Annotated in this window: 19 protein-coding genes; 10 read left to right on the top strand and 9 right to left on the bottom strand. The window is 63.6% G+C overall.

Going from position 1 to position 24664, the window contains the following annotated elements:
* Nucleotides 1-189: 189 nt before the first annotated feature.
* The 3 genes from ACZYOF_RS31630 to ACZYOF_RS31620 all read right to left on the bottom strand — a co-directional run bounded on the left by ACZYOF_RS31630 (nt 190) and on the right by ACZYOF_RS31620 (nt 5224).
* On the bottom strand, nt 190-1620 hold the full coding sequence (locus ACZYOF_RS31630; protein ID WP_130579393.1) for a DUF1254 domain-containing protein: 1431 nt from the start codon (nt 1618-1620) through the stop codon (nt 190-192).
* Between the two features lie 287 nt (nt 1621-1907).
* A complete protein-coding gene (locus ACZYOF_RS31625; RefSeq protein WP_463718209.1) occupies nt 1908-4205 on the bottom strand; it encodes a hypothetical protein in 2298 nt (765 codons plus the stop codon).
* Between the two features lie 365 nt (nt 4206-4570).
* A complete protein-coding gene (locus ACZYOF_RS31620) occupies nt 4571-5224 on the bottom strand; it encodes an HD domain-containing protein (RefSeq protein WP_463718210.1) in 654 nt (217 codons plus the stop codon).
* A 619-nt stretch (nt 5225-5843) separates the two neighbouring features.
* Here ACZYOF_RS31620 and ACZYOF_RS31615 point away from each other — a divergent pair.
* Nucleotides 5844-6713 carry a GNAT family N-acetyltransferase gene (locus tag ACZYOF_RS31615; protein WP_463718208.1) on the top strand — a complete coding sequence of 290 codons (870 nt, stop codon included), beginning with the start codon at nt 5844-5846 and terminating at the stop codon, nt 6711-6713.
* A gap of 172 nt (nt 6714-6885) precedes the next feature.
* Nucleotides 6886-7974 carry a TRAP transporter substrate-binding protein gene (locus ACZYOF_RS31610; protein ID WP_463718207.1) on the top strand — a complete coding sequence of 363 codons (1089 nt, stop codon included), beginning with the start codon at nt 6886-6888 and terminating at the stop codon, nt 7972-7974.
* 157 nt (nt 7975-8131) lie between these two features.
* Here the strand turns inward: ACZYOF_RS31610 and ACZYOF_RS31605 are convergent, their stop codons facing one another.
* From ACZYOF_RS31605 to ACZYOF_RS31595, 3 genes are all read right to left on the bottom strand, one after another.
* The gene (locus tag ACZYOF_RS31605) at nt 8132-9061 is read right to left on the bottom strand and encodes a DMT family transporter (RefSeq protein ID WP_463718206.1); all 930 of its coding nucleotides are present in this window, start codon (nt 9059-9061) and stop codon (nt 8132-8134) included.
* 214 nt (nt 9062-9275) lie between these two features.
* Nucleotides 9276-9680, bottom strand: coding sequence for a helix-turn-helix domain-containing protein (locus tag ACZYOF_RS31600; RefSeq protein ID WP_463718205.1), 405 nt, complete (start codon nt 9678-9680; stop codon nt 9276-9278).
* An 8-nt stretch (nt 9681-9688) separates the two neighbouring features.
* Complete coding sequence (locus ACZYOF_RS31595) at nt 9689-10738, bottom strand: LysR family transcriptional regulator (protein ID WP_028163817.1); 1050 nt, start codon at nt 10736-10738, stop codon at nt 9689-9691.
* A 94-nt stretch (nt 10739-10832) separates the two neighbouring features.
* On the opposite strand from ACZYOF_RS31595, the gene ACZYOF_RS31590 reads away from it, so the two are divergent.
* From ACZYOF_RS31590 to ACZYOF_RS31575, 4 genes are read left to right on the top strand one after another with little or no spacing between them, the layout of a single operon-like run.
* Nucleotides 10833-12050 carry a GNAT family N-acetyltransferase gene (locus ACZYOF_RS31590; RefSeq protein ID WP_463718204.1) on the top strand — a complete coding sequence of 406 codons (1218 nt, stop codon included), beginning with the start codon at nt 10833-10835 and terminating at the stop codon, nt 12048-12050.
* 5 nt (nt 12051-12055) lie between these two features.
* Complete coding sequence (locus ACZYOF_RS31585; RefSeq protein ID WP_282529743.1) at nt 12056-12649, top strand: cysteine hydrolase family protein; 594 nt, start codon at nt 12056-12058, stop codon at nt 12647-12649.
* Nucleotides 12650-12665: 16 nt separating this feature from the next.
* Entirely contained in the window at nt 12666-12860 is a 195-nt protein-coding gene (locus ACZYOF_RS31580) for a hypothetical protein (RefSeq protein WP_463699463.1), read from the top strand.
* Between the two features lie 13 nt (nt 12861-12873).
* On the top strand, nt 12874-14058 hold the full coding sequence (locus ACZYOF_RS31575; protein WP_463718203.1) for an MFS transporter: 1185 nt from the start codon (nt 12874-12876) through the stop codon (nt 14056-14058).
* A 19-nt stretch (nt 14059-14077) separates the two neighbouring features.
* On the opposite strand, the gene ybaK is transcribed toward ACZYOF_RS31575, so the two are convergent.
* Nucleotides 14078-14551: a Cys-tRNA(Pro) deacylase gene (ybaK, locus tag ACZYOF_RS31570; protein ID WP_463718202.1), complete on the bottom strand. Its 474-nt coding sequence runs from the start codon at nt 14549-14551 to the stop codon at nt 14078-14080.
* Nucleotides 14552-14837: 286 nt separating this feature from the next.
* Between ybaK and ACZYOF_RS31565 the strand changes: the two genes are divergently transcribed.
* The 3 genes from ACZYOF_RS31565 to ACZYOF_RS31555 are packed head-to-tail and all read left to right on the top strand — an operon-like array spanning nt 14838 to nt 18221.
* Nucleotides 14838-16130, top strand: a complete 1293-nt coding sequence (locus ACZYOF_RS31565) for an adenylosuccinate synthase (protein WP_282529740.1) — start codon at nt 14838-14840, stop codon at nt 16128-16130.
* A 36-nt stretch (nt 16131-16166) separates the two neighbouring features.
* Nucleotides 16167-17753 (top strand): hypothetical protein, encoded by a 1587-nt coding sequence (locus ACZYOF_RS31560; protein ID WP_282529739.1) that lies wholly within the window; start codon nt 16167-16169, stop codon nt 17751-17753.
* Between the two features lie 48 nt (nt 17754-17801).
* The gene (locus ACZYOF_RS31555) at nt 17802-18221 is read left to right on the top strand and encodes a DUF5413 family protein (RefSeq protein WP_463718201.1); all 420 of its coding nucleotides are present in this window, start codon (nt 17802-17804) and stop codon (nt 18219-18221) included.
* Nucleotides 18222-18671: 450 nt separating this feature from the next.
* Here the strand turns inward: ACZYOF_RS31555 and ACZYOF_RS31550 are convergent, their stop codons facing one another.
* Both ACZYOF_RS31550 and ACZYOF_RS31545 read right to left on the bottom strand, forming a co-directional pair.
* Nucleotides 18672-18944 (bottom strand): hypothetical protein, encoded by a 273-nt coding sequence (locus ACZYOF_RS31550; protein WP_463718200.1) that lies wholly within the window; start codon nt 18942-18944, stop codon nt 18672-18674.
* Between the two features lie 143 nt (nt 18945-19087).
* A complete protein-coding gene (locus ACZYOF_RS31545) occupies nt 19088-23050 on the bottom strand; it encodes an autotransporter outer membrane beta-barrel domain-containing protein (protein WP_463718199.1) in 3963 nt (1320 codons plus the stop codon).
* Nucleotides 23051-23427: 377 nt separating this feature from the next.
* Between ACZYOF_RS31545 and ACZYOF_RS31540 the strand changes: the two genes are divergently transcribed.
* Nucleotides 23428-24303 carry a helix-turn-helix domain-containing protein gene (locus tag ACZYOF_RS31540; RefSeq protein ID WP_282529735.1) on the top strand — a complete coding sequence of 292 codons (876 nt, stop codon included), beginning with the start codon at nt 23428-23430 and terminating at the stop codon, nt 24301-24303.
* The last annotated feature ends 361 nt before the right edge of the window (nt 24304-24664 follow it).

Here is a 24664-nt window from a genome sequence, read left to right as displayed (position 1 = left end):
AAATCGAACTTGAGTCCCCTAAAGCGAACACGGCGTCGACGAAAGTAGCCTCGGCACCGACCAATCGCCGCCATGCGCGTCTGCGCCGGCCGCTGCTGTGACGGGTTTCGGATGCCGGCCGCCGAGCCCGCGGCGCTGTCCCTCACGCGGCCGGCATCCGAAACCCTTCACAACAGCCGACAAGCGAAGTCATGTCTCTTGCTTTGTCACGGCCGGAATTTTCCACGAACCATTGAGAATGGATGGGGTGCCTTCCTTGGGCCAATACATACGGAGCATCAGAATGAACTTGCCAGCCGGTGCTGGGAGCCAATTAGATTCCTTGCCAGGTCCGGGTGAATCCTTCTGGATGTAGAGGTCGGTGGACCCATCGGGATTGGTCTTGAGATTCTGTCGAGGGCTGATCGAGTAGCGGTTCAACGGATTGTTCACGAAGAAATACTTGTCATCATACATTGTAAGGGACCAGAAGCCGCTTACCGGGGGTAGATGTCCTTTCGGAAAATGCATGACGTACTTGTTCGCACCATCGTAGGAACTGTCTTCGGCGTCCTTCAGCGAAGTCGGATAGACCGCATCTTGCGGTCGATTAGCTCCGAGACCAATGGCCGTCACCAGGGCCCGCATGAGGTAGTCGGTGCCGTAGATGCCCGTTTTTGTCGTAAACCCCCAGCCGTTAATGTCCTTGACCTCACTGTTGAGCTTGAACTGAGCCATGATCCGGTCGAAGGCGACCTCAGGGATTCGCTTGACAAAATCCGCATTGAGCTTGCTTGCATCGAAATCTTGGCCCGGAACGAGCCCGATCTTTGCAAACCGTGCCAGAGCGGGGGCATCCTCTGGTGCCGGCGGATTGGTTTTCATCAATTGAGCAAGCAAGGTGAAGTAAGCCTTCGCGTCCATCCGGTTCACCTGATCGCGCACCGCGGTCTTGGTATCGATGGACGGATCAACCTTCCCTTCGGGCGGGGTATACGTCTTTCCGTAGGAACTGAGCGGCACCAGCTTGCACTGGTCTTGCAATTCGTGGACCGCTTTGTAGTCCTCGGGTGTGCCGGTGCAGTAGATGCGGCCCAGAATCCAAACGATATTTGTCGGCGATTTATATTCCCGAACGCCCTGTGGAAGCACACCGTTCCAGCCCGGGCCCGTGATAGCGTAAGTTTGCGCGCCCGTGCCCGTCGTGCGCTTTCCGGGAACCTGAAACACCGTGGTCCACCCATCGAGCATAGGGAACAGGAAGTACCGGTCCTTCATGTCGGGGATGCTGAGCACCCAAGGCTCGTTTCCGACATCCAGGAATGCAGTCGTATAGAGAGTGTCGGCGTTCGGCGCGGTCACATCGCGAAAGGAGGCGTTGGGATACTCACGCAGTCTGATCAATTGTCCCATCGGCGCCTTGGTGCCTTCGGGCCGTGCGACATTAGTGATGACCCTGCGGGTCATTTCCATCGTCACCAAGGGGTAACCATAGATGTAGGCATCCGTCGCCAGCCAAAAATCCTCCAGCCCTTCGCCGAGATTGAGTTCGCCCCATTCGGCTCTGGATATGGTGCTGATAGAAGAGCCAGCGAGCAGACTCAAACCGCCAATGGTGGCTGCACGTCGGGTGATCGTCATCGCAGACCTCTTTTTGTGCTCGGGTACGACGCCAAGAAAAGAAGCGACGGATGGCTTGCTGGGGAGCCCGGAACAGAATCCCGGACTACCTTTAAGTCTCCTTATGCCCGAGCTGGTTCAATGGAAATTGTGAAGTCGCGGGTCCGCGCCGCTCAGGTTGTTTTCCAACAGCGGTCAAACCCTTGTATGGCTGCGTCATGTCCGCTCTGACCCGGCTCCGTATTTCTCCACGCTCACCCCCTGAACATGCGCTGCTGGACGTGGAGGAGTCTGAGCCCAGCCATCGGCTACCGCGCGGCGCTCGTCACCAGCCGCCGCGCCCAGCCGATCTGGTTTCCGCCCTCCACGAGGTCCCAGTTGCCGGCCCGCAAATAGACGTTGGCAATCACATCGGACTTCATCTTGCCGAATGGCTTGGCCGAGTTGTCGGGCACAGCGAAGAGCTGCACATTGCCGTCGGCGACGATATAGGCCTTCGCGACCGGACGGCGCTCAGGCGGAGTCACCGCTGACGCGCCTTGCAGCGTCTTGGCGCTGCTGCCGGGATCGAGGGTCAGCCGGAGCGCCGTCGCGATATGGCGGGGGTTCGAGGGATAGATCCTGCCGGAGCTGCGGATCGCTCCAATCATCAAATTGAAGGAGGCGAGTGCGTCCTTCCTCTCGCCATGGTCGAGCAGCACCAGGCCACGGGCATAGTCAAGCATAGCGCTGAAGAGAGGCTGTGAGCCGCCCTCCGCCTCGCCACGTTTTGCCCACTCCGTGCCCTCGGCGTAATTCTGGCTGATCCAGTCGTGGCTTGCCTTGTCCAATGCGAAGATCCCATCGTACTCCACGATCCGATTGTAGAAATAGTAGGCGGCGGTTTCGGCGGTGAAGTCGATCCGGCAGCGGTTGAAATTGGGCTGCAGCGGCAGCGCCTGCAGGATCGGATGGAAGTGGTCCGAGGGATAGAGTTTCAACAACCGCTGCGCGGCACGGCGGACATCTTCGTCCGAGCTGCACAGGGATTCGACGACGATCCGATAGTCATCGAAACGGAAGCCCGGAATGTTGCGCTTGTTGGAGAGGCGATCGGGCTTCACCGACTGATCCCAATTGGGCCGCAGCGTCGGCGGAAGGTATTTCCCGTCGTCGATCACGCCCAGCGCATTCGAGAGCAGGTTCAGATAGGGGGCGACCAGTGCTGAACCTTTGGCGGATTCATCACGCAGGCCCTTGACGACGTAGTCGGCAACCTGGCCCCAAGATTGGTACAGCTGGGTGCGGTCGCGGTCTTCCCCGCGGACATACGCATCCACCTGCTCGTTGAGCGATCCGCTGTCGGTTGCGGAGGTGGTCTTCGGCTCGGAGTGCACGGCGGGAGTGGTGGTGGCGCCCGGAGCGGAGACCGAGGCCGGAGCAGGCGGAGCGGGTGCGCGCTGCTCCGCCCGGGGCTCCGCAGACGACGCGGCTGTTTTCGGAACAGGACCACCCGCTTGCGCCACCTGCGTCAAGGCCGACGCACTTGGTGGCGGCTCCGGCGGGCTCGCCGCTGATGATACCTTCGCATGCCCCGGCACCGGCCGCGCTTGCGGCGGCAGGTCCGGCTGGGTGTCCAGTGGTTCTGAGTTCGCGCGGTCGCGCGCCAGCACCGAATAACGCGGCAGCGGGCTAAACCGGGCGAAGTTCAGGGCCCTGCTGCGTACGCTGTTGGTCTGGAGTGTGAAATGTCCGTCGAGGGGCGTCTTGTCGGACTTGGTCGCCACGCGTCCCTCCACGCAGGCTTCGTCGGCGACGAGCTCGTTGCGCTGTAGCGCGGCGGTGACGGTTTGCTCGATGTAGTGCTGCGAGAAATAGAGGTGCGGTTGCGGAGAGCTCTCCACCGACAGTAGATCCATCGGCGTCGGCCCGTTGCGCTCGCCCGCGATTATCTCGAAGCTGAGCTCGCATCGGGCGAAAGTGCGGGATACGTCCTTACCGACCGGCCGGTAGACGGCGATCAAGAGCTTATGCGTGCCGACGCGGGGTGGGATCTTGAGCGAGACGTTGTCGGGATCCCGGCTGAATGTGATGTCTGAGTTGTTCGCGCCGACGAACACTCGATACTCGTCGCCGCCGACCGTCTGGCGATCCGGCACGCCGTGAATGTCCAGCGCATACAGCGGCTCGTCCAGAGGCGGCTGGCCGAGATAGGCCAAGGCAAACCCAACAATAACCATCGCGACCGCTCCGCCCACGGTCGCGCGCACCGGACTGCCCGGAATTCTCAGGGTCGAGCGGACGACCGCCGATCCACCGAGCAGGGCGCCGGCGCCTCCGCACAGTAGCGCGAAGATCAACTCGATCATCCAGTAGGTCACGCGGTTTCCGACGAAAAGGGTACCGACGACGAAAACGGTCGCGAACGAGATCACGGCAACGAGCACGAGGGCGGCGACCGCCATAATGATCTGGACGGGCGATGGGCTTGCCTCGATCCTGCCGCCGTCGGGGACGGCGTCGGAGTCGGAGTTGCTCGTTTCTGTTCGCCGTTTGCTTGCTCGTCGGATGTCGGATTTGCCGGGCATCTGCGTGCTGTCGGCGTCGTGTGCGCTACCCTCGGTCATGGCCAACACTCCTGGTGCTGCGCGTGGATGCACAGGATGAGACTATTCCCGATCGATCACTGCTCGTGTGAGCTATATTACAATCGAGGGGCAGGCGGCGTGGTGACGCAGGGGAGAAGCCGGACGAGAGGCGCCGTCGCTTGGCAGGCATTGCGAGCACCGCTGCCGAACGTCACGGTATGCTGTCTGCGCGTCGGTGTGCTTGGGTCCGGCACGCCTGACGTCCGCTTGTCCGCCAAGAGCGGCGCAATCGCGGGCGTCGACCGGGGTTGCAAAAGGGCCATGAGCGGAAGTGCCTTCGCTACTTCATAGGCAGCCTGCCGACGCTAGAAAAGCCTATCCTTTCACGTCTTCGATTTGCAGGTTCAAGACGCCGACTGACCGGCCCAACGCGAGCTCCGCATCAGGCTGCAAAAGTCGCGTCGGTGAAAATGGGGGTCCTGGTCGGCCATGATATCGGCGAGGCCGGTTTGTTGGGTCGTTTCCGGCCGGTGCTTGAGGCCGTCGTAAAACGCCTGGAGAAGGTCCTCCGCGAATTGCGGCGGACGGGGATAGGTCGTCTCCACGGCCTTCCGCTGCGCGTCGGTGAATTCGTCATAGCCAAGGCTTACCAGATCCATCATCACGCCCTCCGCAGTAAGCGCGGCGACGGGATGCAGGTGCGCGGAGATTCCCGGCGTGGTGTGCAGCGCGATCGCAAGCCAGACCTTCTCGATATCGCTTTCCGAGATGCCGTGGCTTCGCAGGAAGTCGCGCGCCGCATTCGCGCCGTCCAGCTCGAAGCGCAGCCGACTTTCCCGGAAGCCGGAGGTCAGGCCGATATCATGGAACATGGTCGCCGTGTACAGCAGCTCCGGATCGATGGTCAGCCCCTTCCGCTTCCCGGCCAGGGCACCCCAGAAATAGACGCGCGTGGAGTGCTGAAACAGAAGGTCGCTCTCGGTGTCGCGAATGAACTGCGTTGCTTCGCGCGCCAATTGGCTGTCGGGAATCTTCACGCCGGAAATCTCGTTGACCATCATGGTGCATCCTCCATCAGTATCAGGTAAGGCCCGAACTCATGCCTTTCAGGTCAGGGCCGAGGTGACCCGCATTACCGCTGGTTTCTGAACTGTCGTTAGTAAGCCCGCATTTTAACCTGACGATGCCCCTTCAAGGAATGGGAGAACAACTCCACATTCAGCAACCCGCGAAGGGGAGCCAGAAGGTGCCGATCGCCTCAGCGACGCATTTGTCGATGGTGCTGCTGTTCATGGGTTCCTCCCTGGTTGATGCAACCGATCGGTTCGGGAGCGACGTCGACAAAGCGGTCGATCAAACGCGGCGCGTCGGGAGCCTCGGTTCAACGCGGAACCTTTAACTTACGTCAATAGGATACGCCCTCCTGCCCCGGTGGGAAAGCGGCGCTGGGCCGGCCACCGCCAAAACCGAGCCGAAGGTCCGGAAGGGGTCACAAGCGGCCGTCGAGACTTCGCTGCTTCATGTCCGCTCTGACCCTAACAGCCGATGTGGCAAAGGCCTAAGCGGTAGTCGTCGGCTCTCAAGCCAGAAGCGGATGTTTTCCAGGGAATCCCGGGCGCCGCGGCCATGGCGTTTCTTTGGTTGCCGGTAACAGCTCACTCGTGGTGATATCGGTTCATGAGTCCATCCGTACGATCGCCCGCCACGAGCGGCCTGCGCATCCGGACGATGCGGCCGGACGAAATCTCTGTTGCCCTGGACTGGGCGGCGGCCGAAGGCTGGAATCCGGGCCTCGCCGACGCCACCTGCTTCGCCGCGGCCGATCCGGAAGGCTTCTTCATCGCCGAGCTCGACGGCGCTCCGATCGCGACCGTCTCCTGTGTCAATTACGATGAGAGCTTCGCGTTTCTCGGTTTCTACATCGTGCGAAAAGACCTGCGCGGCCGTGGCTACGGCCTGCGCATATGGAACGCGGCCATCGCGCACGCTGGCCGACGCGTGATCGGGCTCGACGGCGTGGTGGCGCAGCAGGAGAACTACAGGAAGTCCGGGTTCGAGCTCGCTTATGCCAACGTCCGTTACGGCGGCACCGTCGCGCCTCCGGATGCGCCGCAGGCCAATGTCATCACGCTCACCGACGTCCCGTTGGCGAGCGTGGAGGCGTATGACGCGACGGTGTTTCCGGCTCGGCGCACCGCGTTCCTGCGCGCCTGGATCAACTCGCCCGGGCATGTCGGTTGCGCGCTCGTGCGCGATGGCGGGCTTGCCGGCTGGGGCGTGATCCGTCCGTGCCGGAGGGGCCGCAAGATCGGCCCGCTGGTGGCCGACGACCGCTCGAGCGCCGAGGCAGTTCTCTCGGCTTTGCTGGCCCCCGTGGGCGGCGGCGAGATCTTCCTCGACGTTCCCAGCATCAACTGCGACGCCGTCGCGTTGGCGCAAGACTTGGGCCTTGCGCCAGTGTTCGAGACCGCGCGCATGTATACCGGCGCAATACCGCCATTGCGACTGGCGCGGGTATTCGGCGTCACTACCTTCGAGCTCGGATAGCGCAAACGCCTCTGCCTCAAATGGGCGCGATAGCCAAGGCTCGAGGCTTTGGGCTGGGTCAGTCGTAGGCTACTGTGGTATCGGCTAGGCGTTTGGGATAGGTCCTTATGTCGTCGGGCCGGCTGCGGAAGCGGCGCCCAATCGAATTGCAATCCGAAGGAGTGATGACATCATGAAACGCCGTACGTTTCTCAAAGGCGGCGCCGTGGCCGGCGCGGCGACGCTGGTTGCGGCACCGGCGATCGCGCAGTCGATGCCCGAGATCAAGTGGCGTTTGACGTCGAGCTTTCCGAAGTCGCTCGATACCATCTACGGCACGGCGCAGACCTTTGCGAAATATGTGGCAGAGGCCACAGACAACAAGTTTCAGATCCAGACTTTTGGGGCTGGCGAGATCGTGCCCGGCTTGCAGGCGCTTGACGCCGTGAGCGTCGCGTCCGTCGAGATCGCGCAGACGCCGCTTTATCTCTACATCGGCAAGGAGCCGGTGCTTGCCTATGCGACGGGCGTGCCCTTTGGTATGAACCATCGCCACCAACATTCCTGGTGGACATTCGGCGGCGGTGCCGAACTCTGCGCCGAAGCCCTGAAGCCTTTCAAGGTGCATGCCATCCTGTGCGGCAACTCCGGCACGCAAATGGGCGGCTGGTTTCGCAAGGAGATCAAGACGGTCGATGATCTCAAGGGCCTCAAGTTCCGCATCGCGGGCATGGGCGGCCATGTGCTCGCAAGGCTCGGTGTCGTGCCGCAGCAGATCGCTGGCGGTGATGTGTATCCAGCGCTCGAGAAGGGGACGATCGATGCCGCGGAGTTCGTCGGTCCCTATGATGACGAGAAGCTCGGCTTCTACAAGGTGGCGAAGTACTACTACTTCCCCGGTTGGTGGGAAGGAGGCGCCATGCTGCACATGATCGTGAACGACGAGAAGTGGAATGCGCTTCCCAAGCAATACCAGGCGATCCTCACCCAGGCCGGGTCGGCAGCAGGCGCCTGGATGCTTGAGAAGTACGACAGCGTAAACCCCGCGGCCCTGAAACGGCTTATTGCGAACGGAACGGAGCTGCGCGCGTTTCCGCAACCGGTCATGGAGGCCAGCTACAAAGCCACCCAGGACTATCTGAACGAGATTGCCGAGAAGAGCCCGCTCTTCAAGAAAACAAAAGAGAGCCACGACGCGTATATGAAGGACGTGCTTTTCTATACGCAGATCGCGGAAAACTATTACGACAACTATCTGCTCAGCAAAATGCGCAAGGGCTGATTTCGCCCGATCTCGCCCAGAACAGCTTCGGGTCTGATTGAATCAGAACCGAAGCTGTTGATTTTTGTTTTGACGCACTTCTTGCGCAGATAAGTTTAAGCAATCTGCGTAAACTTGATTGCTATGCGAACCGGTGTCCACTTCGCTCCAAAACGCCCTAGGCCGGCTTCGGCTTGCGCGAGGCGACGAACACGCCTGACAGCACCAGCGCAAAGCCGATGAAGTGGAACAGTTGCGGATGCTCGCCGAGGAAGATGATCGACAACACGGTGCCGAACACCGGCACCACATGGAAGAACGGCGCCGTGCGGTTGGCGCCGATCAACTGGACGCCGCGATTGAAGCAGAGATAGGCCAGCGTCGAGGGAAATACCGCGACATAGATCAGCGAGAGCAGGTTGCTCACGTTGAACTGCATCACCGGGCGTGTCAGCAATTCCCAGACCAGGAACGGTATCAGGCAGGCTGCGCCGCAGCCGAAGGTGAAGGCGACGAATGACAGGCCGTGGATCTCCGGTCGCTTCAGCGACAGCACCGAATAGATCCCGAAGATCGTGAGCGCCGTGATGAAGATCAGGTCGCCCTTGTTGAACTCGACCTTCGACAGTGCGGTGAGGTCGCCGTGCAGGATGATCACCAGCACGCCCGCAAGCGACAGCAGAACGCCGAATGCCTGCGCAGCCGTCAGCCGCACGCCGAGCAGGACCAGCGACCACACCGCGATGATCAGCGGCGCCGCCGATTGCAGCAGCAGCGTGTTCAGCGCCTGGGTATATTCGAGCGCCCAGTACTGCATGGTGTTGAAGACGCCGATCCCCGTCAGCGAGAGCAACACCATCAGGCCGAGACGGCCGCGGATCGCCGGCCAGTCCTGCTTCAGGTGCGGCCAGGCCCAGGGGAGGATCAAGAGGAACGCCAGCGACCAGCGCAAGAAGGAGAGCGTCACCGGCGCAATATGGCCGGCGGCGAGGCGGCCGACGATGGTGTTGCCGGCCCAGAACAGCGCGGTGAAGCTGAGCAAGAGGTAGGGCTGGTTGGCCAGCCAGTTGCCGGAGCCGGCGGGGGAGGTGGTCTCAGAAGCAGACATGCGTCGGGCCCGGTTCATGGCGCCGTGGCCCGCCCGGCGGGTTCACGCGCCGGGCCGGAATGTGAGAGGACCCGGCCGAGGCCACAGACACGGATTTTACGGCGACGGCAATGCTGTTGGCTGCATCTCGACCATGCGCGGGCTCTATCCCGGCAAGCCTGTCGGCTAGTTTCGGTGACTGCTTCGCGGGGCGCCGGCGCGCGGAGGGGCAGCGTCAGCCGGCCTCGCCGGAAGGATCGGCCTGGCGCTTGACGATCTGTGCGGTGAGTTCGATGAGGATCCGTTTCGTATCGACGTCATGCAATTCACGAAACAGCCGCAACAGGCGCAGCTCGAGCAGCGACTGCAGCGATGCGGCGCCCGGCTCGGGCAGCCGCCGCGCCCGGGCGGCGGCGCTGGCGGCGCGGCCGTTGAAGAGATCGACGGAGACGCCGAGCGCGCTCGCCACCTGGCGCAGGCGCTCGATATCAACCGCATCCCGGCCGTTTGTGCGCTCCGTCCGTGGCGGGGGCGGGGGCGTTGCTCCCAGCACTTCCGCAAGGTCGGACTGCGATAATCCGATCTCGCGCCACTTGGCCTGCACCAATTGATCGATGTACCCGTCGGTCGATTTGCTCATTGGGTTGCTCAGCCGATCTTGGAGCGTGTTTCGTTCACGAAGCCTGCGAACAGATTTACCAGTGGCTCCCCCTTGTAGGTTTTCTGCAGATCGTTGGGATGCACGAACTCGTCGCGGAACCACGGATACTTCCGGCCATCGAAGGCCTGGATGGTCCAGTCGATCAACTGCTTGACGCGCGGAATCCGCTTGGCGTCGGGGTGATAGGCAAGCCAGATGTCGAGCGAGAAATTGATGCCGATGTCGAGCGGGATCAAAGGCCCCGCGACTGCCGGCACATAGGTCGGCAGCCAGCCGATGCCGGCACCCTTGGCGACCGCCCAGACATGGGCGCTGCTGACATTGTTGCGCATGGCGACGAAGCCGACCTGCTCGCGGCCGGCATATTGCTCGTACATCTGCTGCGCGCGGGTCTGGTCGGCGTCCTGCAGCACGATGCGGTGGTTCTGCCGGATGTCGTCCTGGTCCTTCGGCATGCCGTAGATCTCGACATAGGACGGGCTGACGAACGGCATGACGTGAAGACGGCCGATCTTGACGCGTTTCAGGTCGGGCTTGTCGGGCTCTTCGAGTTGCACCGCGACGTCGGCCTCGAGCCTGAGCACGTCGGCGGAGCGCATCTCGCATTTGAGATCGACGAGCAGCCCCGGATAGACGCGCTGGAATTCGATCAGCCGCGGCGCGACCCAGAAGGTGCCGAGACCTTCGGTGATGGCAAAGCGCACCTCGCCCGAGAGCGCCGGCGTGGTCTGGCTCAGCGCGCGGTCGAGGCCGAAGGCGGCTTCTTCCATCCGCCGCGCCGCCTCCAGCACCTTCTCGCCTTCGGGCGTCAGCCGCACGCCGTCGACATGGCGGGTGATCAATGTCGTTTTATAGGCACTCTCTAGTTGCAGGATCTGCTTGCGCAGGAAATTGGCCGAAGCGTTCAGCTCGAGGGCTGCAGCGCGGAAGCTGCCGATCCGTGCAACCTCAAGGAATATCCGCACCGAATCCCACTGGGCGATGCGGCCCGGGGGGTGTGCACGGTGGTGAACACCCCTGCGCTCAGGTGAGTGCATACAAATCGCCTCGTTTGTCGCCTTTTAGCTTAACGGGAACACCCCTCTATTCTTGGCAGAAACGCGGCAAAACCACAACCGCGAGAGATGATCGATGACTGCTCTGGACCTCGATTTTATTCGCAAAGCCGCCACCAGGCGTCAGGGGGCGGGTCCCGCCCGTTCGCTCGACAAGATGACCATGCTGCAATTGGCGAAACGCACGGTGATTTTCACCGTCGATGCCGCCGGGATTGCGGCGCTGATGGATGCGGCGAGGGAAGATATTCCGGGACTGACCACCAACCGCATCGTTCAGACCGTCGCCAACCATAATCCGGATGCGTTCTGGGCGATCGCGCGGCGTGATCAGTTCGACATTGCCGCGCCGAAGGGCGAAGGTTTCCTCGCGGTGCTGCCACTGACGCAGGAAGGCACGCGCCGCCTGATCGACGGACGGCTCGACACCAAGAATCCCGATCTCGCCTTCGTCACGCGGCAGTCGGAGCGGCCGGCGGGCATCTATGTCTGGTGCATCCACGCCAAGGGGCCGACGGTCGCTGCGATCCCGCTGGTGCTGCAGAAATTCTCGACCCCGCTCTACCAGGGCATCAACATCTATTCGCGCCCGATCACCAAGGAAGGCCTGCGCGTGCTCGAGCCGCTCGGGTTCACTCCGGGCGCCCGCTATGACGGATTGTTCGCGCCGCATCTGCAGATGCTCGATCGCTCGCACGAGATGCCGCCGCCGAAGCCGGTGCCGCCGGATCCGATTTCGGTGCGGGTGGTGCGCTCGATGGACGAGATGGCGCGCGTGATGGCGATCCGCAGCGCCGTCTACATGGGCGAGCAGCATTGCCCGTTCGAGGAGGAATTCGACGGCAACGATTTCTCCGCGACGCATCTGATCTGCCATCAGGGCCGCGAGCCGGTCGGCTGTCTGCGGATCCGCTACTTCGCCGATTTCGCCAAGCTGGAGCGGCTGGCGGTGCGCAGCGAAAGCCGCAGCAGCGGCATCGCCGGCCGCATCGTCGATGCCGCGATCGAGCTCTGCCGCAAGAAGGGTTACAACGTCCTCTATGCGCATGCGCAGAAGCGATTGCTCGGCTTCTGGGAGCAGCGCGGCTTCGAGCGCATGTCTGGCTCGCGCGAATTCGTGTTCTCCGATTTCGACTATGTCGAGGTCAAGCTTCAGACCGAGCGGCATCCGCAGCGCATCACCCTTGGCGAGGATCCTTACGTCCTGATCCGCCCCGAGGGACAGTGGGACGTTCCCGGCATCCTGGAAATGTCCGCCGGCCGCGGCCCGGCGGCGCAGCCGGCCGCGATGTGACCGCCATGGCCCCGGTGATCGACCTCAAACCCTATGTTGGCGCTTCCAACAGCCGGCTGTTGGTCATGGTGGACCTGCAGGAGGAGGCCTATTTCCGCGGGGCGGCGGGTTGCGCTGACGATCTCGAGCGCTCGCTGGAAAGCTGCAGGGCCGCGATCCAGCACGCCCGCAATGCCGGGATGCCGATCGCCTTCACGCGGCGGGCTGAAGGCTTGGATCTCGTCGACAGGAAGGCGCAGTCGCGCTGGATCATGGGTCTCGAGCCGAAGCGCGCGGACATGGTGTTCGAGCGCAGGCAGCCTTCCTGCTACGCCAATCCGCTATTCGAGGACGTCGTCTCGCGGATCGGCAGCTTTGCGATCGGCGGTCTGGCCGCGGAAGAGGTCTGCCTTGCCACCGCCATCGACGCTTCACACCGCGGCCATCGCGTCACCTTCCTGACCGATGCAGCCGCGAGCCGGCAGCGGCGCGATGCCGATCCTGGTTCAGTGCACCTTGTCGCGACGAAGGCGATCGAGTTGTTCGCCGACGTCGCCACCACCGCCCACTGGCTGGTCGCGACCGCGCAGCGGCCTCTGAGAGGGCATCGATATGGATGAATTGAGGGCCCGTCGCTTGCGTAACGTGATTCCGGTACTGACCGAACAGCGTAACATTCTGGTTTCCGGCGGGCTGTCCTTTGCCGGCCATCTCGTCGATCTCGCGATCATGCAGCTCCAGCTCTCGCTGCATGAGATATCAGAAGACGAACTGTCCGAATTCTCCGACGCTGTCAGCCTTAATCTCGTCAGCGGCGACCTCCAGGATTGATCGGGAGGCAGGGATGCCCCGCAGATGGATCGTGCTTGCCGTGCTGTTCGCGGCGCGCGCGGCGACCGGGTTTCAATTCCAGTCGGTCGGATCCACGACCAACTTCCTGATGCACGATCTGGCGCTCAGCTACGTCCAGCTCGGCATGCTGCTCGGCGCTTATCTGTTGCCCGGAATCGTCGTCGCCTTTCCGGCCGGCCTGATCGGCCAGCGCGTGCGCGAGACGACGCTCGGGCTCGGCGGGCTGGCGCTGATGGCGGTGTCGGGCGTCGCTCTGTCCTATTGCGACAGCTTCGCCGCTGCGCTGGTCGCGCGCGTGATCGGTGGCGTCGGCGCCACCATCGTAATCCTGGTCGCCACCAAGATGACGACCGACTGGTTCGCCGGCCGCGAGATCGTGCTGGCGATGTCGCTGTTGCAGATGAGCTGGCCGTTCGGCGCGATGCTCGCGCTGCCGGCGCAGACCTATCTGGCACAATCGCTGGGGTGGCCGGCGGTGATGGCGTCGAGCGCGATGTTGGCCCTGGTCGTGCTCGGCGCCTTCGCATTGCTGCCGCGGAGTCCCGTTCAGGCAGAGACTGCCGCGGCGGCCGCGCGCACCGGCCTGCCGGTCAGGACCCTGGTCCCGGTCCTGGTCGCGGGCGTCATCTGGGGCGCGATGAATCTCGCCTGCGTGCTGTTCTTCAGCTATGCGCCGCCATTGATGGTGGCGCACGGATCGAGCCCGACGGGCGCGGCCTCGCTGGTCAGCCTCGCGATCTGGTTCACCATCATTGCCATTCCCGCCGGCGGCTATCTGGTCGAGCGGTCGGGGCGGCCGGTCGCAGCGATCATTGCTTGCGGACTTCTGGCGGCGCTGGCGCTGGCGCTGTTCGTCGCAAACATCCATCCAACGATCGCCTGCCTGGTCTTCGGCGTCGCCATCGGCCCATTGTCCGGCGCGATCCTGTCACTGCCGACGCGCGTGCTCGCGCCGCGCGACCGCTCGCTTGGCTTCGGCCTGTTCTTCACCTGCTTCTACATCCTGATGGCGATCGGACCTTCCGCCGCCGGCCGGCTGCAGGATGCCTGGGGCAACCCATCGGCCGCGCTGATCGCGGGCGCCGCGCTGCTGGCGGCGATGGCGCCGCTGTCGCTGGTGTTCTCGCTGCTCTCGAAGCGCGGCGAGGTGCTGACGCTCAAGCCTGCGACGGCCTGAGCGTCGCGTCGTAGACCGCTTACGCCGTCAGCGTCTGTACGATCGCGCCGACGGCCTTCACGGCATCGTCGGGCGCAAGCTCGATCTGCAGGCCGCGCTGGCCGCCATTGACGAACACGCTCGTCTCGTTAAGCGCCGCCTGTTCGATCGCGATTGGCACGCGCTTCTTCTGCCCGAACGGGCTGATGCCGCCGACATGGTAGCCGGTCAGCCGCTCGGCATCGGCCGGCCGTATCATCTTCGCGGTCTTGCCGCCGAAAGCGCTCGCGAGCTTCTTCATGCTGACCTCGCAGTCCGACGGCACCACGGCGCAGACCGGCTTGCCGTCGACCTCGGCCATCAGCGTCTTCAGCATCCGTTTGGGCGCCACCCCCAGCGCCTCGGCGGCCTGCAGGCCGATGCTCTCGGCGTCAGGATCATAGTCATAAGCGTGCAGGGTGAATGTCACGCCGAGCTTTGCCAGCGTCTCGGTGGCGCGCGTGCTCTTGGACATCTGGCTGGCTGTTCCCTTAAACCTTGTCCATGATCCGGCCCTGCCTTGCGGCGGCCACAAATTTTCCGGGGATATCAAAGGCTTGGAGATCGTCGAAACGGCGCAAAAACTACCCTTCTTGCTTGCTTAAGCGTAGCGCTTCCTTTATCGGGTTAGCGACCTGTGTGCGAGCGGCCACCGCCGTGATTTCGGCCGGGCAGCTTAAACCATGATCCGGAAAGTTCGGCACCGCTTTTCCGCTGTGATCATGATCGAACCTTGAAGTGTTGCAGGGAACGCTTGCGAAATGGCCAATGTTGTCGTGGTCGGCGCCCAGTGGGGCGACGAAGGGAAGGGCAAGATCGTCGACTGGTTGTCGGAGCAGGCCGACATCGTCGTGCGCTTCCAGGGCGGTCACAATGCCGGCCATACGCTTGTCATCAATGGCGAGACCTACAAGCTCGCGCTGTTGCCGTCGGGCGTGCTGCGGCCGTCGAAGCTGGCCGTGATCGGCAACGGCGTCGTGTTCGATCCGCAGGCCTTCCTGGACGAGGTCGAGCGGCTGAAGGGGCAGGGCGTGGCGGTCAGCCCAGATAACTTACGAATCGCCGAGAACGTCACGCTGATCCTGCCGCTGCACCGCGATCTCGATGCACTTCGCGAATCATCCAACGCAGTGACCGCGATCGGCACCACCCGCCGCGGCATCGGCCCGGCCTATGAGGACAAGGTCGGCCGCCGCGCCATCCGCCTGATGGACCTCGCCGATCTCGACACCCTGCCGCACAAGATCGACCGCCTGCTGGCGCACCACAATGCGCTGCGCCGCGGCCTCAATCTCGAGGAGGTCGACGGCAAGGGCATCCTGCGCGAGCTGACGGCGCTGGCACCGAAGATCCTGCCCTATGCGGAAACCGTCTGGCGCCTGCTCGACCTCAAGCGCCGCGAGGGCAAACGCATCCTGTTCGAGGGTGCCCAGGGCGCTCTGCTCGACGTCGACCACGGCACCTACCCTTACGTCACTTCCTCCAACACGGTGGCCGCACAGGCGGCGACCGGCGCTGGCCTCGGCCCCGGCGCGGTCGGCTATGTCCTGGGGATCTGCAAGGCCTACACCACCCGTGTCGGCCAGGGGCCGTTCCCGACCGAGCTGACGGACGAGATCGGTGAGGAAATCGGCCGCCGCGGCAAGGAATTCGGCGTCAACACCGGCCGCAAGCGCCGCACCGGCTGGTTCGATGCGGTGCTGGTGCGCCAGACGGTGCGCACCTGTGGCATCACGGGGCTGGCGCTGACAAAGCTCGATATTCTGGATGGATTCGATACCATACAGGTCTGCACCGGCTATAAGCTCGACGGCAAGGAAATCGACCACCTGCCGGCGGGCGAGGGTGCACAGGCCCGCGTGGTGCCGATCTATGAGACTATCGAGGGTTGGAAGCAGCCGACGGCGAACGCCCGGTCCTGGGCCGACCTGCCGGCGCAGGCCATCAAATATGTCCGCCGGGTGGAAGAATTGGTCGGCTGTCCGATCGCGCTTCTTTCCACCAGCCCGGAACGCGAAGATACTATTCTGGTACAAAATCCGTTCGAGGCTTAACGGGATATTACCTATATCCCACCAATTTGAATGGAAATGGCTGATTACTACCCGCTGATTGCCCGCGCCATCGCCGGATTGGACCCCAATGCTCCCGGTGAGAGCCGCCGCGCGCTTTATGAGCGCGCGCGGGCTGCGCTGATCCAGCAGCTCCGCGGCGTCCAGCCGCCGCTTTCCGAGTCCGAGATCACCCGCGAGCGCCTGGCGCTCGAAGAGGCCGTTCGCAAGGTCGAATCGGAGGCCGCCCAGCGCGCGCGCGAGGCCACCCGTCCTGGCACCGGTTCCCGCAGCGGCGACGCCTTCCGCCGCGCCACTGCCACCGCCGCCACCACCACCCGCCCGCCGGAAGGCGCTCCGGCCCCGGCAGCCACCCCGCCGCGCCCGCGCACTCCACCGCCGCCGCGTCCGCCTGGCGGCGAGGATCGCCCGCCGCGCAATCTCCGTGGCGAGGCGCCGCCGGTCACCCCGCGCCCGCCGGCGCCACCAACGCCCGATCCGCAGCGCCCTCCCGGCGCGCGCCGAGGGCCGGACAATAACGGTGCCGCGAACAATGGCGCGCCGCCGCCGGCGCCGCAGCCGCCGGCTCTGCGTGGCTTCCGCGATCTCGCCGCCGACGCCGACGATCTCGGCCGCGCCGCCGCGCAGGCGAACCGCAATGCGCGCAAGACCTACGCCAATGTGCCGTCTCCCTCGCCGGAGTTCGACCGGCTCGAGCCGAACATGGAGAATCGCGGCGCCGATCCGGACGCCCCCTATTCCTATGACGAGTCGAGCGAGGAGGCCGAGCGCTACCCGCAGGGATCGCAGCCGCGGGCGCGGCTCGGCAATGGCGGCGATCGCAACGTCAAGAAGAGCGCGCGGCTCGGCTCGGCATTCCCGTTCAAGAGCGCGATTGCGGTCGGCATCATCCTGATCCTGGTCGGCGCCGGCATCCTCTGGGGCAAGCAGGCGGTCACGGTGGTGAGCGGCCTGCTCAAGTCGTCACCCTCGGTGGAGGCGCCGAAGGATGTAGCGACGCCCGCGACCAAGCCGAAGATTCCGGACCGCGTCGGCCAGCCGTCGTCCAGCGAGCCGGTTGCACCGGTGGCGCAGCGTGTCGTGCTCTATGACGAGGACCCCAGCGATCCCAAGGGCAAGCAATATGTGGGCTCGGTGATCTGGCGCACCGAACCGATCAAGGCTTCGGGCAACGCGGCACCCGACATCGCCGTGCGCGCCGACATCGAGATCCCCGACCGCAAGTTCAAGATGACGATGTCGTTCCGCCGCAACACCGACTCGTCCTTGCCCGCGAGCCACACCGCCGAGCTCACCTTCATCCTGCCGCAGGATTTCCCGAACGGCGGCGTCGGCAATGTGCCGGGCATCCTGATGAAGTCCAACGAGCAGGCCCGCGGCACCCCGCTCGCAGGCCTGGCGGTGAAGGTCACCGACGGCTTCTTCCTGGTCGGCCTCTCCAACGTCGATGCCGACCGCTCGCGCAATCTGCAGCTCCTCAAGGAGCGCTCCTGGTTCGACGTGCCGCTCGTCTACACCAACCAGCGCCGCGCCATCATCGCGATCGAAAAAGGCGCCCCCGGCGAGCGCGCGTTCAACGACGCGTTTGCGGCGTGGGGGGAGTGAGGGGAGTTCTTTCCTCTCGCTGAGTTGTTTTTGCAGTGAGTAGGCGCCATGAAACGCTACCTGATCTTCGCCGCTATCGGTCCGTTCATCGGTGGTCTCATTCTGCTGTTCGCGACCAGCTATCAGTCTGGTTATTGGAACGAGACGGGCGTGCACGAGGTCGGAAAGTTCTTCCTGGCTTTCGCCAAGACGCTGCAATACGCGTATCTGTTCGGCATCGTGCCGTCACTGATGCTGGCGGCGATCGACGACATCCTGATGCATGTGCGGAAAATCAATCCGTTTGCGCGGATGCTGACCATTGGCGCAATCGGATTCATCGCGGCCGAATTGCTCTACGGTTCGCGCGGCCCGGACTCCGGCGCGGTGCAGTTCATTCTGTATGGGCTCGTCGGCCTGGTGCCGGCAACGCTGTCGTCCTGGCTGGCGCACAAATACGCGGAAGAGCCGCAGCCGGTGACCACTTAACTGCTTTCGCCGTCATTGCGAGCCAACGGGTCGCGCGAACGCGCGCCCCGTTGGCTCGCAATGACGATGTGGCTGCTTTGGGTGCGACAATCAACCCGACGGGCAAATCAGCTAAAACCTTCGCCCAAAAATAGATCGCTTAACCCGTCGGCCACCGTCATGCCCGCCACCGGGTCTCGCCTTCGGCGAGCCCGATGACAGGCTCCGGCGGGCATCCGGTAACCGGCGGCTTCTCGGCTCAAGCACTGCTGCCTCTGGAATACTGGATCGTCAGGTCAAGCCGGACGACGACAGCGGAAGCTGTTTGAAAGTTGAATCAGAAACCTCCCCGTCATTGCGACCCGTTGGCTCGCAATGACGGCGTCGTCCCGGCTTGAAGTGCGCGGTGATGTCTCGTCAGAACCGCCGATCGATGAAGACGACTATCTAACAGCCATAGGCTGCGATGCTTTATTGCAGGCCGTACTTATGCAAGGCGACGATCATGAGGCGAATGATGCAGTCCGAGATCGTTTCGCCTCGCAGGCGCACTTGCTGCAGCCCCGCCAACGTTGCCTCGTTGACCGGTATGAGCCAGTTGCCGTTTGGCAGGCGCCGTCCGGTCGGGGCCCCAGCCGCACTCTCTATCAAGGCGCGGCACTCCTCGGTGATCTCAATATTCGGCATCGCTTTGATCGGAGTCCTCGCGGGATTAAGGCGGCCGGTGTTGGCCTGAGCCAACATCATAGCTCGCGCTGCGCGCGCCCCGGCAACTGCACATCAGAGAATCCATTTCACCGCATGCTCTGCTGTTGGATGGGTTCCGGGCTCGTCCTTCGGACGCCCCGTCTCGGAGAGGACGGCGGCGATCCTGGCGCGGTTCATGTTCAGAACGTTAGGCGGAACCGGGCGGACAGCCCGTTTTCCTCGGTGTGAGCGCCGAGCCGACCCGTATAGGAAAAACCCAGCGTGGCGTCCTTGCTGAGGGGGATATCGAGCCCGGTCTGGATGAGCGCGGCATCGCGGGCGATCGGCACGCCTGTCACCGTAAAGGCATCGGAGCTGACAAAGGCGTGGGTGGTCCACGGCGTGACATCGCCGAACGCATGCTGCCAGCCGAGCGTGCCGTGCAGATTGCCGCTGAACGATCCCAGACTGACGGGGAGTGCGCCACGCAGGCCGATCGTGGAATAGGTGACGTTCTGGGTCTCACCGCCGCCGTGCAGGCCGGCGGTGCCGTTCTCGTCATAGCCGTTCGTGTGCAGATTGACCCAGGCAAAGCCGGCAAACGGTTCAAGGGCGGCCCCGCCGGCATGGAAGGTGTAGCCGGCATCGCCGAAGATTTGCGTGGTGCGGGCATTGTAGGAGGTCTTGTCGATTTCGGCGAAATCGGGGAAGGCGACGTTGCGGCTGGTATCGATCGCATGCCAGGTGTTGGCCAGACCGAGATGCAGGCCGAGATCGTTGATCCTTGTGCCGGCATACGCGCCGATCGTGGACTGGTCGACGTCGGCCGACGAGGCGCGGCCATCGACGCTGTAGAATGAGCGGCCATAGCCGCCCATCACGCCGACCCGCCAGCCGTTGTCGATGAGCTTGTCGGCGCCGACGAAGAAACCACCCGCGGCGCGGTCGAGGCTGGCGGCGTTGCCGCCTCCGCCGCCGAGCCGGGCCCAGCTGCCATAGCCGGAGCCCCAGACGGCGAGGCCGTCGCTGAGCTTTCGGACATTGTCGGCGGATGATCCGCCCGCCTCGCCGAAGGCGGCGAGCAGCCGGCCGGTGACGGCGTCGCGGGCAAAATGGCTGTCCTCGATCAGGCCGCTCTTCAGACTGGCATGGATCTCGCCATCGAGAGCGTTGTAGGCGCCGCGGGCTTCGCCAGCGTCAAGCAACAGCAGCTTGTTGTAGAGCGCAAGCGACGAGCCGGATTGCGCCAGCGTGTCGAGTGCAACCGCGGTGCGGTACTGGTTTGCCGTGTGGGCAACCGTCTCGAAAATGGCCGGGTTGCCCGAGCCATCTGTGTTCGTTGGGGCCAGGGCAACGGTGAGATAGGCGCTATCGGCGGTGTAGCTGAGGCTCGTCGTCAGGAAGGCGGAGGAGGTGGCGGAGCCGGCGAAGCTGCCGCTCACACCAGTGCCGGCCGTCAGGATCGTGGCGGTCTGGCCTTTCTGGTAGCTGACCAAAGGATCAAGTGTGGAGACCACCACGGTGCCGCCTTTGAGGGTGGCACTGCCCGACACCGTGGTCAGGTCGCTGCCGGACCCGGCAATATCCACCGCATAGATCGCGCCGTTCTCAAAGGTGAGGTTGCCGTTGACAGTCAAGCTGCCGGTCGTGCCCGCTCTGCCGGGGGCAAGAATACCACCGCTGTTGATCGTCGTGGTGCCCACGGTGCCGGTGCCGGCGAGGGTGGCGCCGGCATTGACGGTGGTCAGCGCACTCGAGGCAATGGAGCCATCCACGGCCAGGGTGCCGGCTGCAATCGTCGTGGTCCCCGTGTAGCTGTTGTCGCCGGTCAGGACCACGGTGCCTGCCCCACGCTTGGTCAGGCTGCCGGTCGACCCCGCGGCGTCGGCGAGACCGGCGTTCAGGGTGAAGGTGTCGGCGGCGGCGACCGCTTCGACGTTGAGGTTGCCTTGCAGGGTGACACCGCCGCGCGCGGTGAGCGTGAGAGAGGTCTTGCCGCCGGTGGCGATCAGGGCTCCGCCGCCGTCGACATTGGCATTGTCCGTTGCGGTTCCGCCGCGGAGCGTGGCGCCGTTTGCCAGCACGATGCTGCCTTCGGTGGTGATGCTGTTGTTGCCAGCGGCGACCAGGGTGGCAGTGCTGCCCAGGGTAAAGCTGGAAGAAGAGCCGTCCAGTTGGATCGCGCCGGCGGTCACCGTGGCGGCGGCGTTGGCTGAAGTGGCGTTGCTGACCTCGCCGGCGGCATAGAGGTAGAGCCTGCCGGCGACGACATCGAAGGTGGTCTGGCCGCCCGAGTTGGTGAAGACATTGTTGCCGCCGAGCTTCCAGGTGCCGTCGCCGGTTTGGGTGATGGCGAGGGTGCCGTTGGCCCTGCCGCCCATCGGATCGCGCATGTCCAGCACCCCTCCCGAGGCTACGCTCACATTGAGCGTGGCGGGCCCATTCAAGTAGATGGACGAGGCTTGTCCGCTGGCTGTATTGCCGGAGAAGGTGGAGGTCCGGCCTCCGCCGACCGTCAGATTGATCGTGCCGTAATCGGTGTAGACCGCGCCGCCCAGCGTGCCGGTCGTGTTGCCGAAGAAGCTGCTGTCGGCGATCGTCACCGTGCCGCTTGCGTCGAAAATGGCGCCGCCACCATGGGCGGCGTAATTGTTGGAGAAGCTGCTGCCGGTGATCGTCGCGGTGCCGTTGATGAAGATGGCGCCGCCATAGGTGGCCGAGTTGCCGGAGAAACTGCTGTCGGTGATCGTCACCGTATGGTTCGTTTCATTGAAGATCGCGCCACCGGCGCCGGCGGAATTATTGGAGAAGTGGCTGTCGACGACGGTTGCCGTGCCGAAGTTGAAGATCGCGCCGCCACCATAGGTGGTGGACGAATTGCCGGAGAAGCTACTGCCGCTGATCGACGCCGTGCCAGTGTTATAGATCGCTCCGTTCGCGTTGCCGGAGAAGCTGCTGTCGGCGATCGTTGCCCTGCCGGTGTTGTAGATCGCGCCGCCGGCACTGCTGGCGGAATTGCTTGAGAAGCTGCTGCCGGTGATCGACATCGTGCCGGCGTTGAAGATCGCGCCGCCCTGACTACCGGCGGTATTGCTGGAGAAGCTGCTGTCGACGATCGTTGTTGTGCTGTCGGCGTCGCTGTAGATGGCGCCGCCATAGGAGGTGGCCGTGTTGCCAACGAAGCTGCTGTTGGCGATAACCGTGCGATAATAGTTGATGACTGCACCGCCGGCATAAGTGGCCGAATTGTTGGAGAAGCTGCTGCCGTAGATCGACATCGTGTCGGTGTTGAAGATCGCGCCGCCGGTGACGCTGGCGGAATTGCCGGAGAAGCTGCTGTCGACAATTATCGCCGTGGCGGAGGAGGTGATCGCGCTGCCGCTACGGGCGGAATTGCCCGAGAACCTGCTTTTGACGATCGTTGCCGTGCCGGAGTTGTTGTAGATTGCGGCGCTATAGAAGGCGGCGGAATTGCCGGAGAAGCTGCTGTCAGCGATTGTGACCGTGCCGGCGTTGAAGATCGCGCCACCCCGCTGTACGGTCGTGTTGTTGGAGAAGCTGCTGTCGGCAATCGTCGCCGTGCCGCGGTTGTAGATCGCGCCGCCATAGGTGGCCGAGTTGCCGGAGAAGATCACGGACGAGTTGGCCCCGGCATCGCTCAGATCGGCCCTGGCGCTGCCGATCGAGAAAGAGGCGCCGGAATTCACATAAATCGCTCCGCCACTCGCTCCGCTGCCGCTCCCCGAGTATGTCAGCGTGCCGCCCGCATTTACATAGTTCGCCGTCGCTCCGGATATGGTCTGCATGGTCGAGACCGATGTGGGCGTGCTGACGGTCGTGGTGGCGTTGCTGGCCACGGCCTGGTTGTAGGCCGTCAGCGCCGCTTGCATCGCAGCGGTGTTGGTCGCGCTGGGGTTGCCCGCGTAGGCCACGATGGTGGCTTGCAGGGCGCTGGACGCGTCGCCGACCGCATCGGCCCACGCCAGCGACGGCGCAAGGCTCAGCAGCAGTGCAGCGGCCGAAACGCCCCACTTCCACTCAGAGCCGACCCGGCGGCGATGCCGGTGTCCGGGACGATCTTTCTTGCTGAGAACCCTGACCGGTTCCGACGCCTGGACGAGGCCAACGACTTGATTGAAGGCAGGACGGGAGGCGCGATTCATGGGCAGCGATCGACCGGTAAGCTGAAGTTGTTCAGCAAACACACGAGCAATCTGACGGCTACCCCCTGGTACGGAAAGCATGAAGTTTTGGACGGAATGCGAAGTTTTCGGTAGCAGTGCGTACGATCCGAACGCACGCCTCGCGGGTTGCACTTCATCACGCGGTGAGATGGTCTATGGTTAATGATTCGAACGATCGAGTGGAACCGCGCGCTTCCTCGCGGACATCTCCCGAATCGCCCTCACCGAAGCGCCCCGCGCGCTTCCTCTACGGAGAGCGAAGCAGCCTTGATCCCCGCGCGAACGGCGCCGACTATCTCGCGGACGCCAACCTGTTTCGTCGCAGCTATGTCCGAACCATCGGCGAATCCGAGGGGATGCCGCTCGACAGCACCACGGCATGGCTCGTCGGAAACAACGTCGCTTTCTACAAGCTGACATCCAATTCCTGCGTGGAGGCAAAGCGAACCGAAGCGGACGCCGCGGCCGACAAGATCGACGGCGTGGTATTCGACTACGTCCTGTCCGGAGAATATAGCGAGGAAACTGCAACCGATTTCGTCAGCCTGAGCGCCGGAGACCTTGGGATGGTCCAAAGCACGGTCGAGGTAACGGCGCGGTCGCGCCGGGTTCGCATGGCGACGATTTTCCTGCCGCGAACGCGTCTTGTCGCCGCACTCGAGACCGACCTCTCCGACGACCGCTTCATTCTTCGCTTTCTCAGTTCCGCTCCGCTGGCGCCCTTTATCGGCGCCCAGATGCGGTTGCTGTTCGAGTCCTACGGGAGGATGGACGCGCAGGACTTCGAGATCGTGCTGGAGGCGACGGCCGAACTCCTCATCCATCTGCTGCGCGGTGAGCTATCCCGGGGCGAGCAGTTTCAGGCACGACCAGGCAAGGAATTCATGCGGGCGATTGCCTACATCGAGGAGAACTATCATCGCCCCGAGCTGACGCCGGATGATATCTGGCGGGGCATCAACGTATCGCGGACCCAGCTCTACAAGCTGTTCTCGGAGAATGGCCTGACCGTGGCAGGATATCTGCGCGACGTTCGGCTGCGCCGTTTCGTCGATGCCTTGAGGACGACGGACGCGTCCGGAATCGGCCGCCTTGCCTGGACCTGCGGATTGGACATGCAGGCCGCCGACTTCACCCGTTTATTCAAGCGTGTCTATGGGATGACGCCTCGCCAGGCGCGAGCGGCTCTACAAGCTGGGCAGCCGGTCGTAACCAAGAAGGCTGGTACATAAATTGTAACAGTTCGCGTGGTCCCGTGCGGCGCTATGGATTGTTTCGCGGAGCCCGTCATCGGGCGGCGCTACGCGCCGACCCGCTGGCTCGCAATGACGATGTGGATGCAACGGGTGCGACAAATCAACCCGACGGGCAAATCACCCAAAAGTCTGTCCAGCCCTCACGCAAAAAACATTCCGCTTTCGCCGTCGGGCAAATCAGTGATTTAACTCCGCGCGTCTCACCCGAGAGAGGGGCGGCTCGCGATCGTCACGAACGTTGCGGTGAGATGCGGTGGACGCGATGCGTGCGACTGACGAGCGCATGTGACGCGGACGGCGAAGTCGTGTGGTCCTGGCGCCCCGACGCTGGCGCTAA

The organism is Bradyrhizobium sp. LeoA1Lang, from assembly GCF_055413685.1.
The sequence above is the reverse complement of the archived record's forward strand: the minus strand, read 5'-3'. Positions and strand labels throughout refer to the sequence as shown.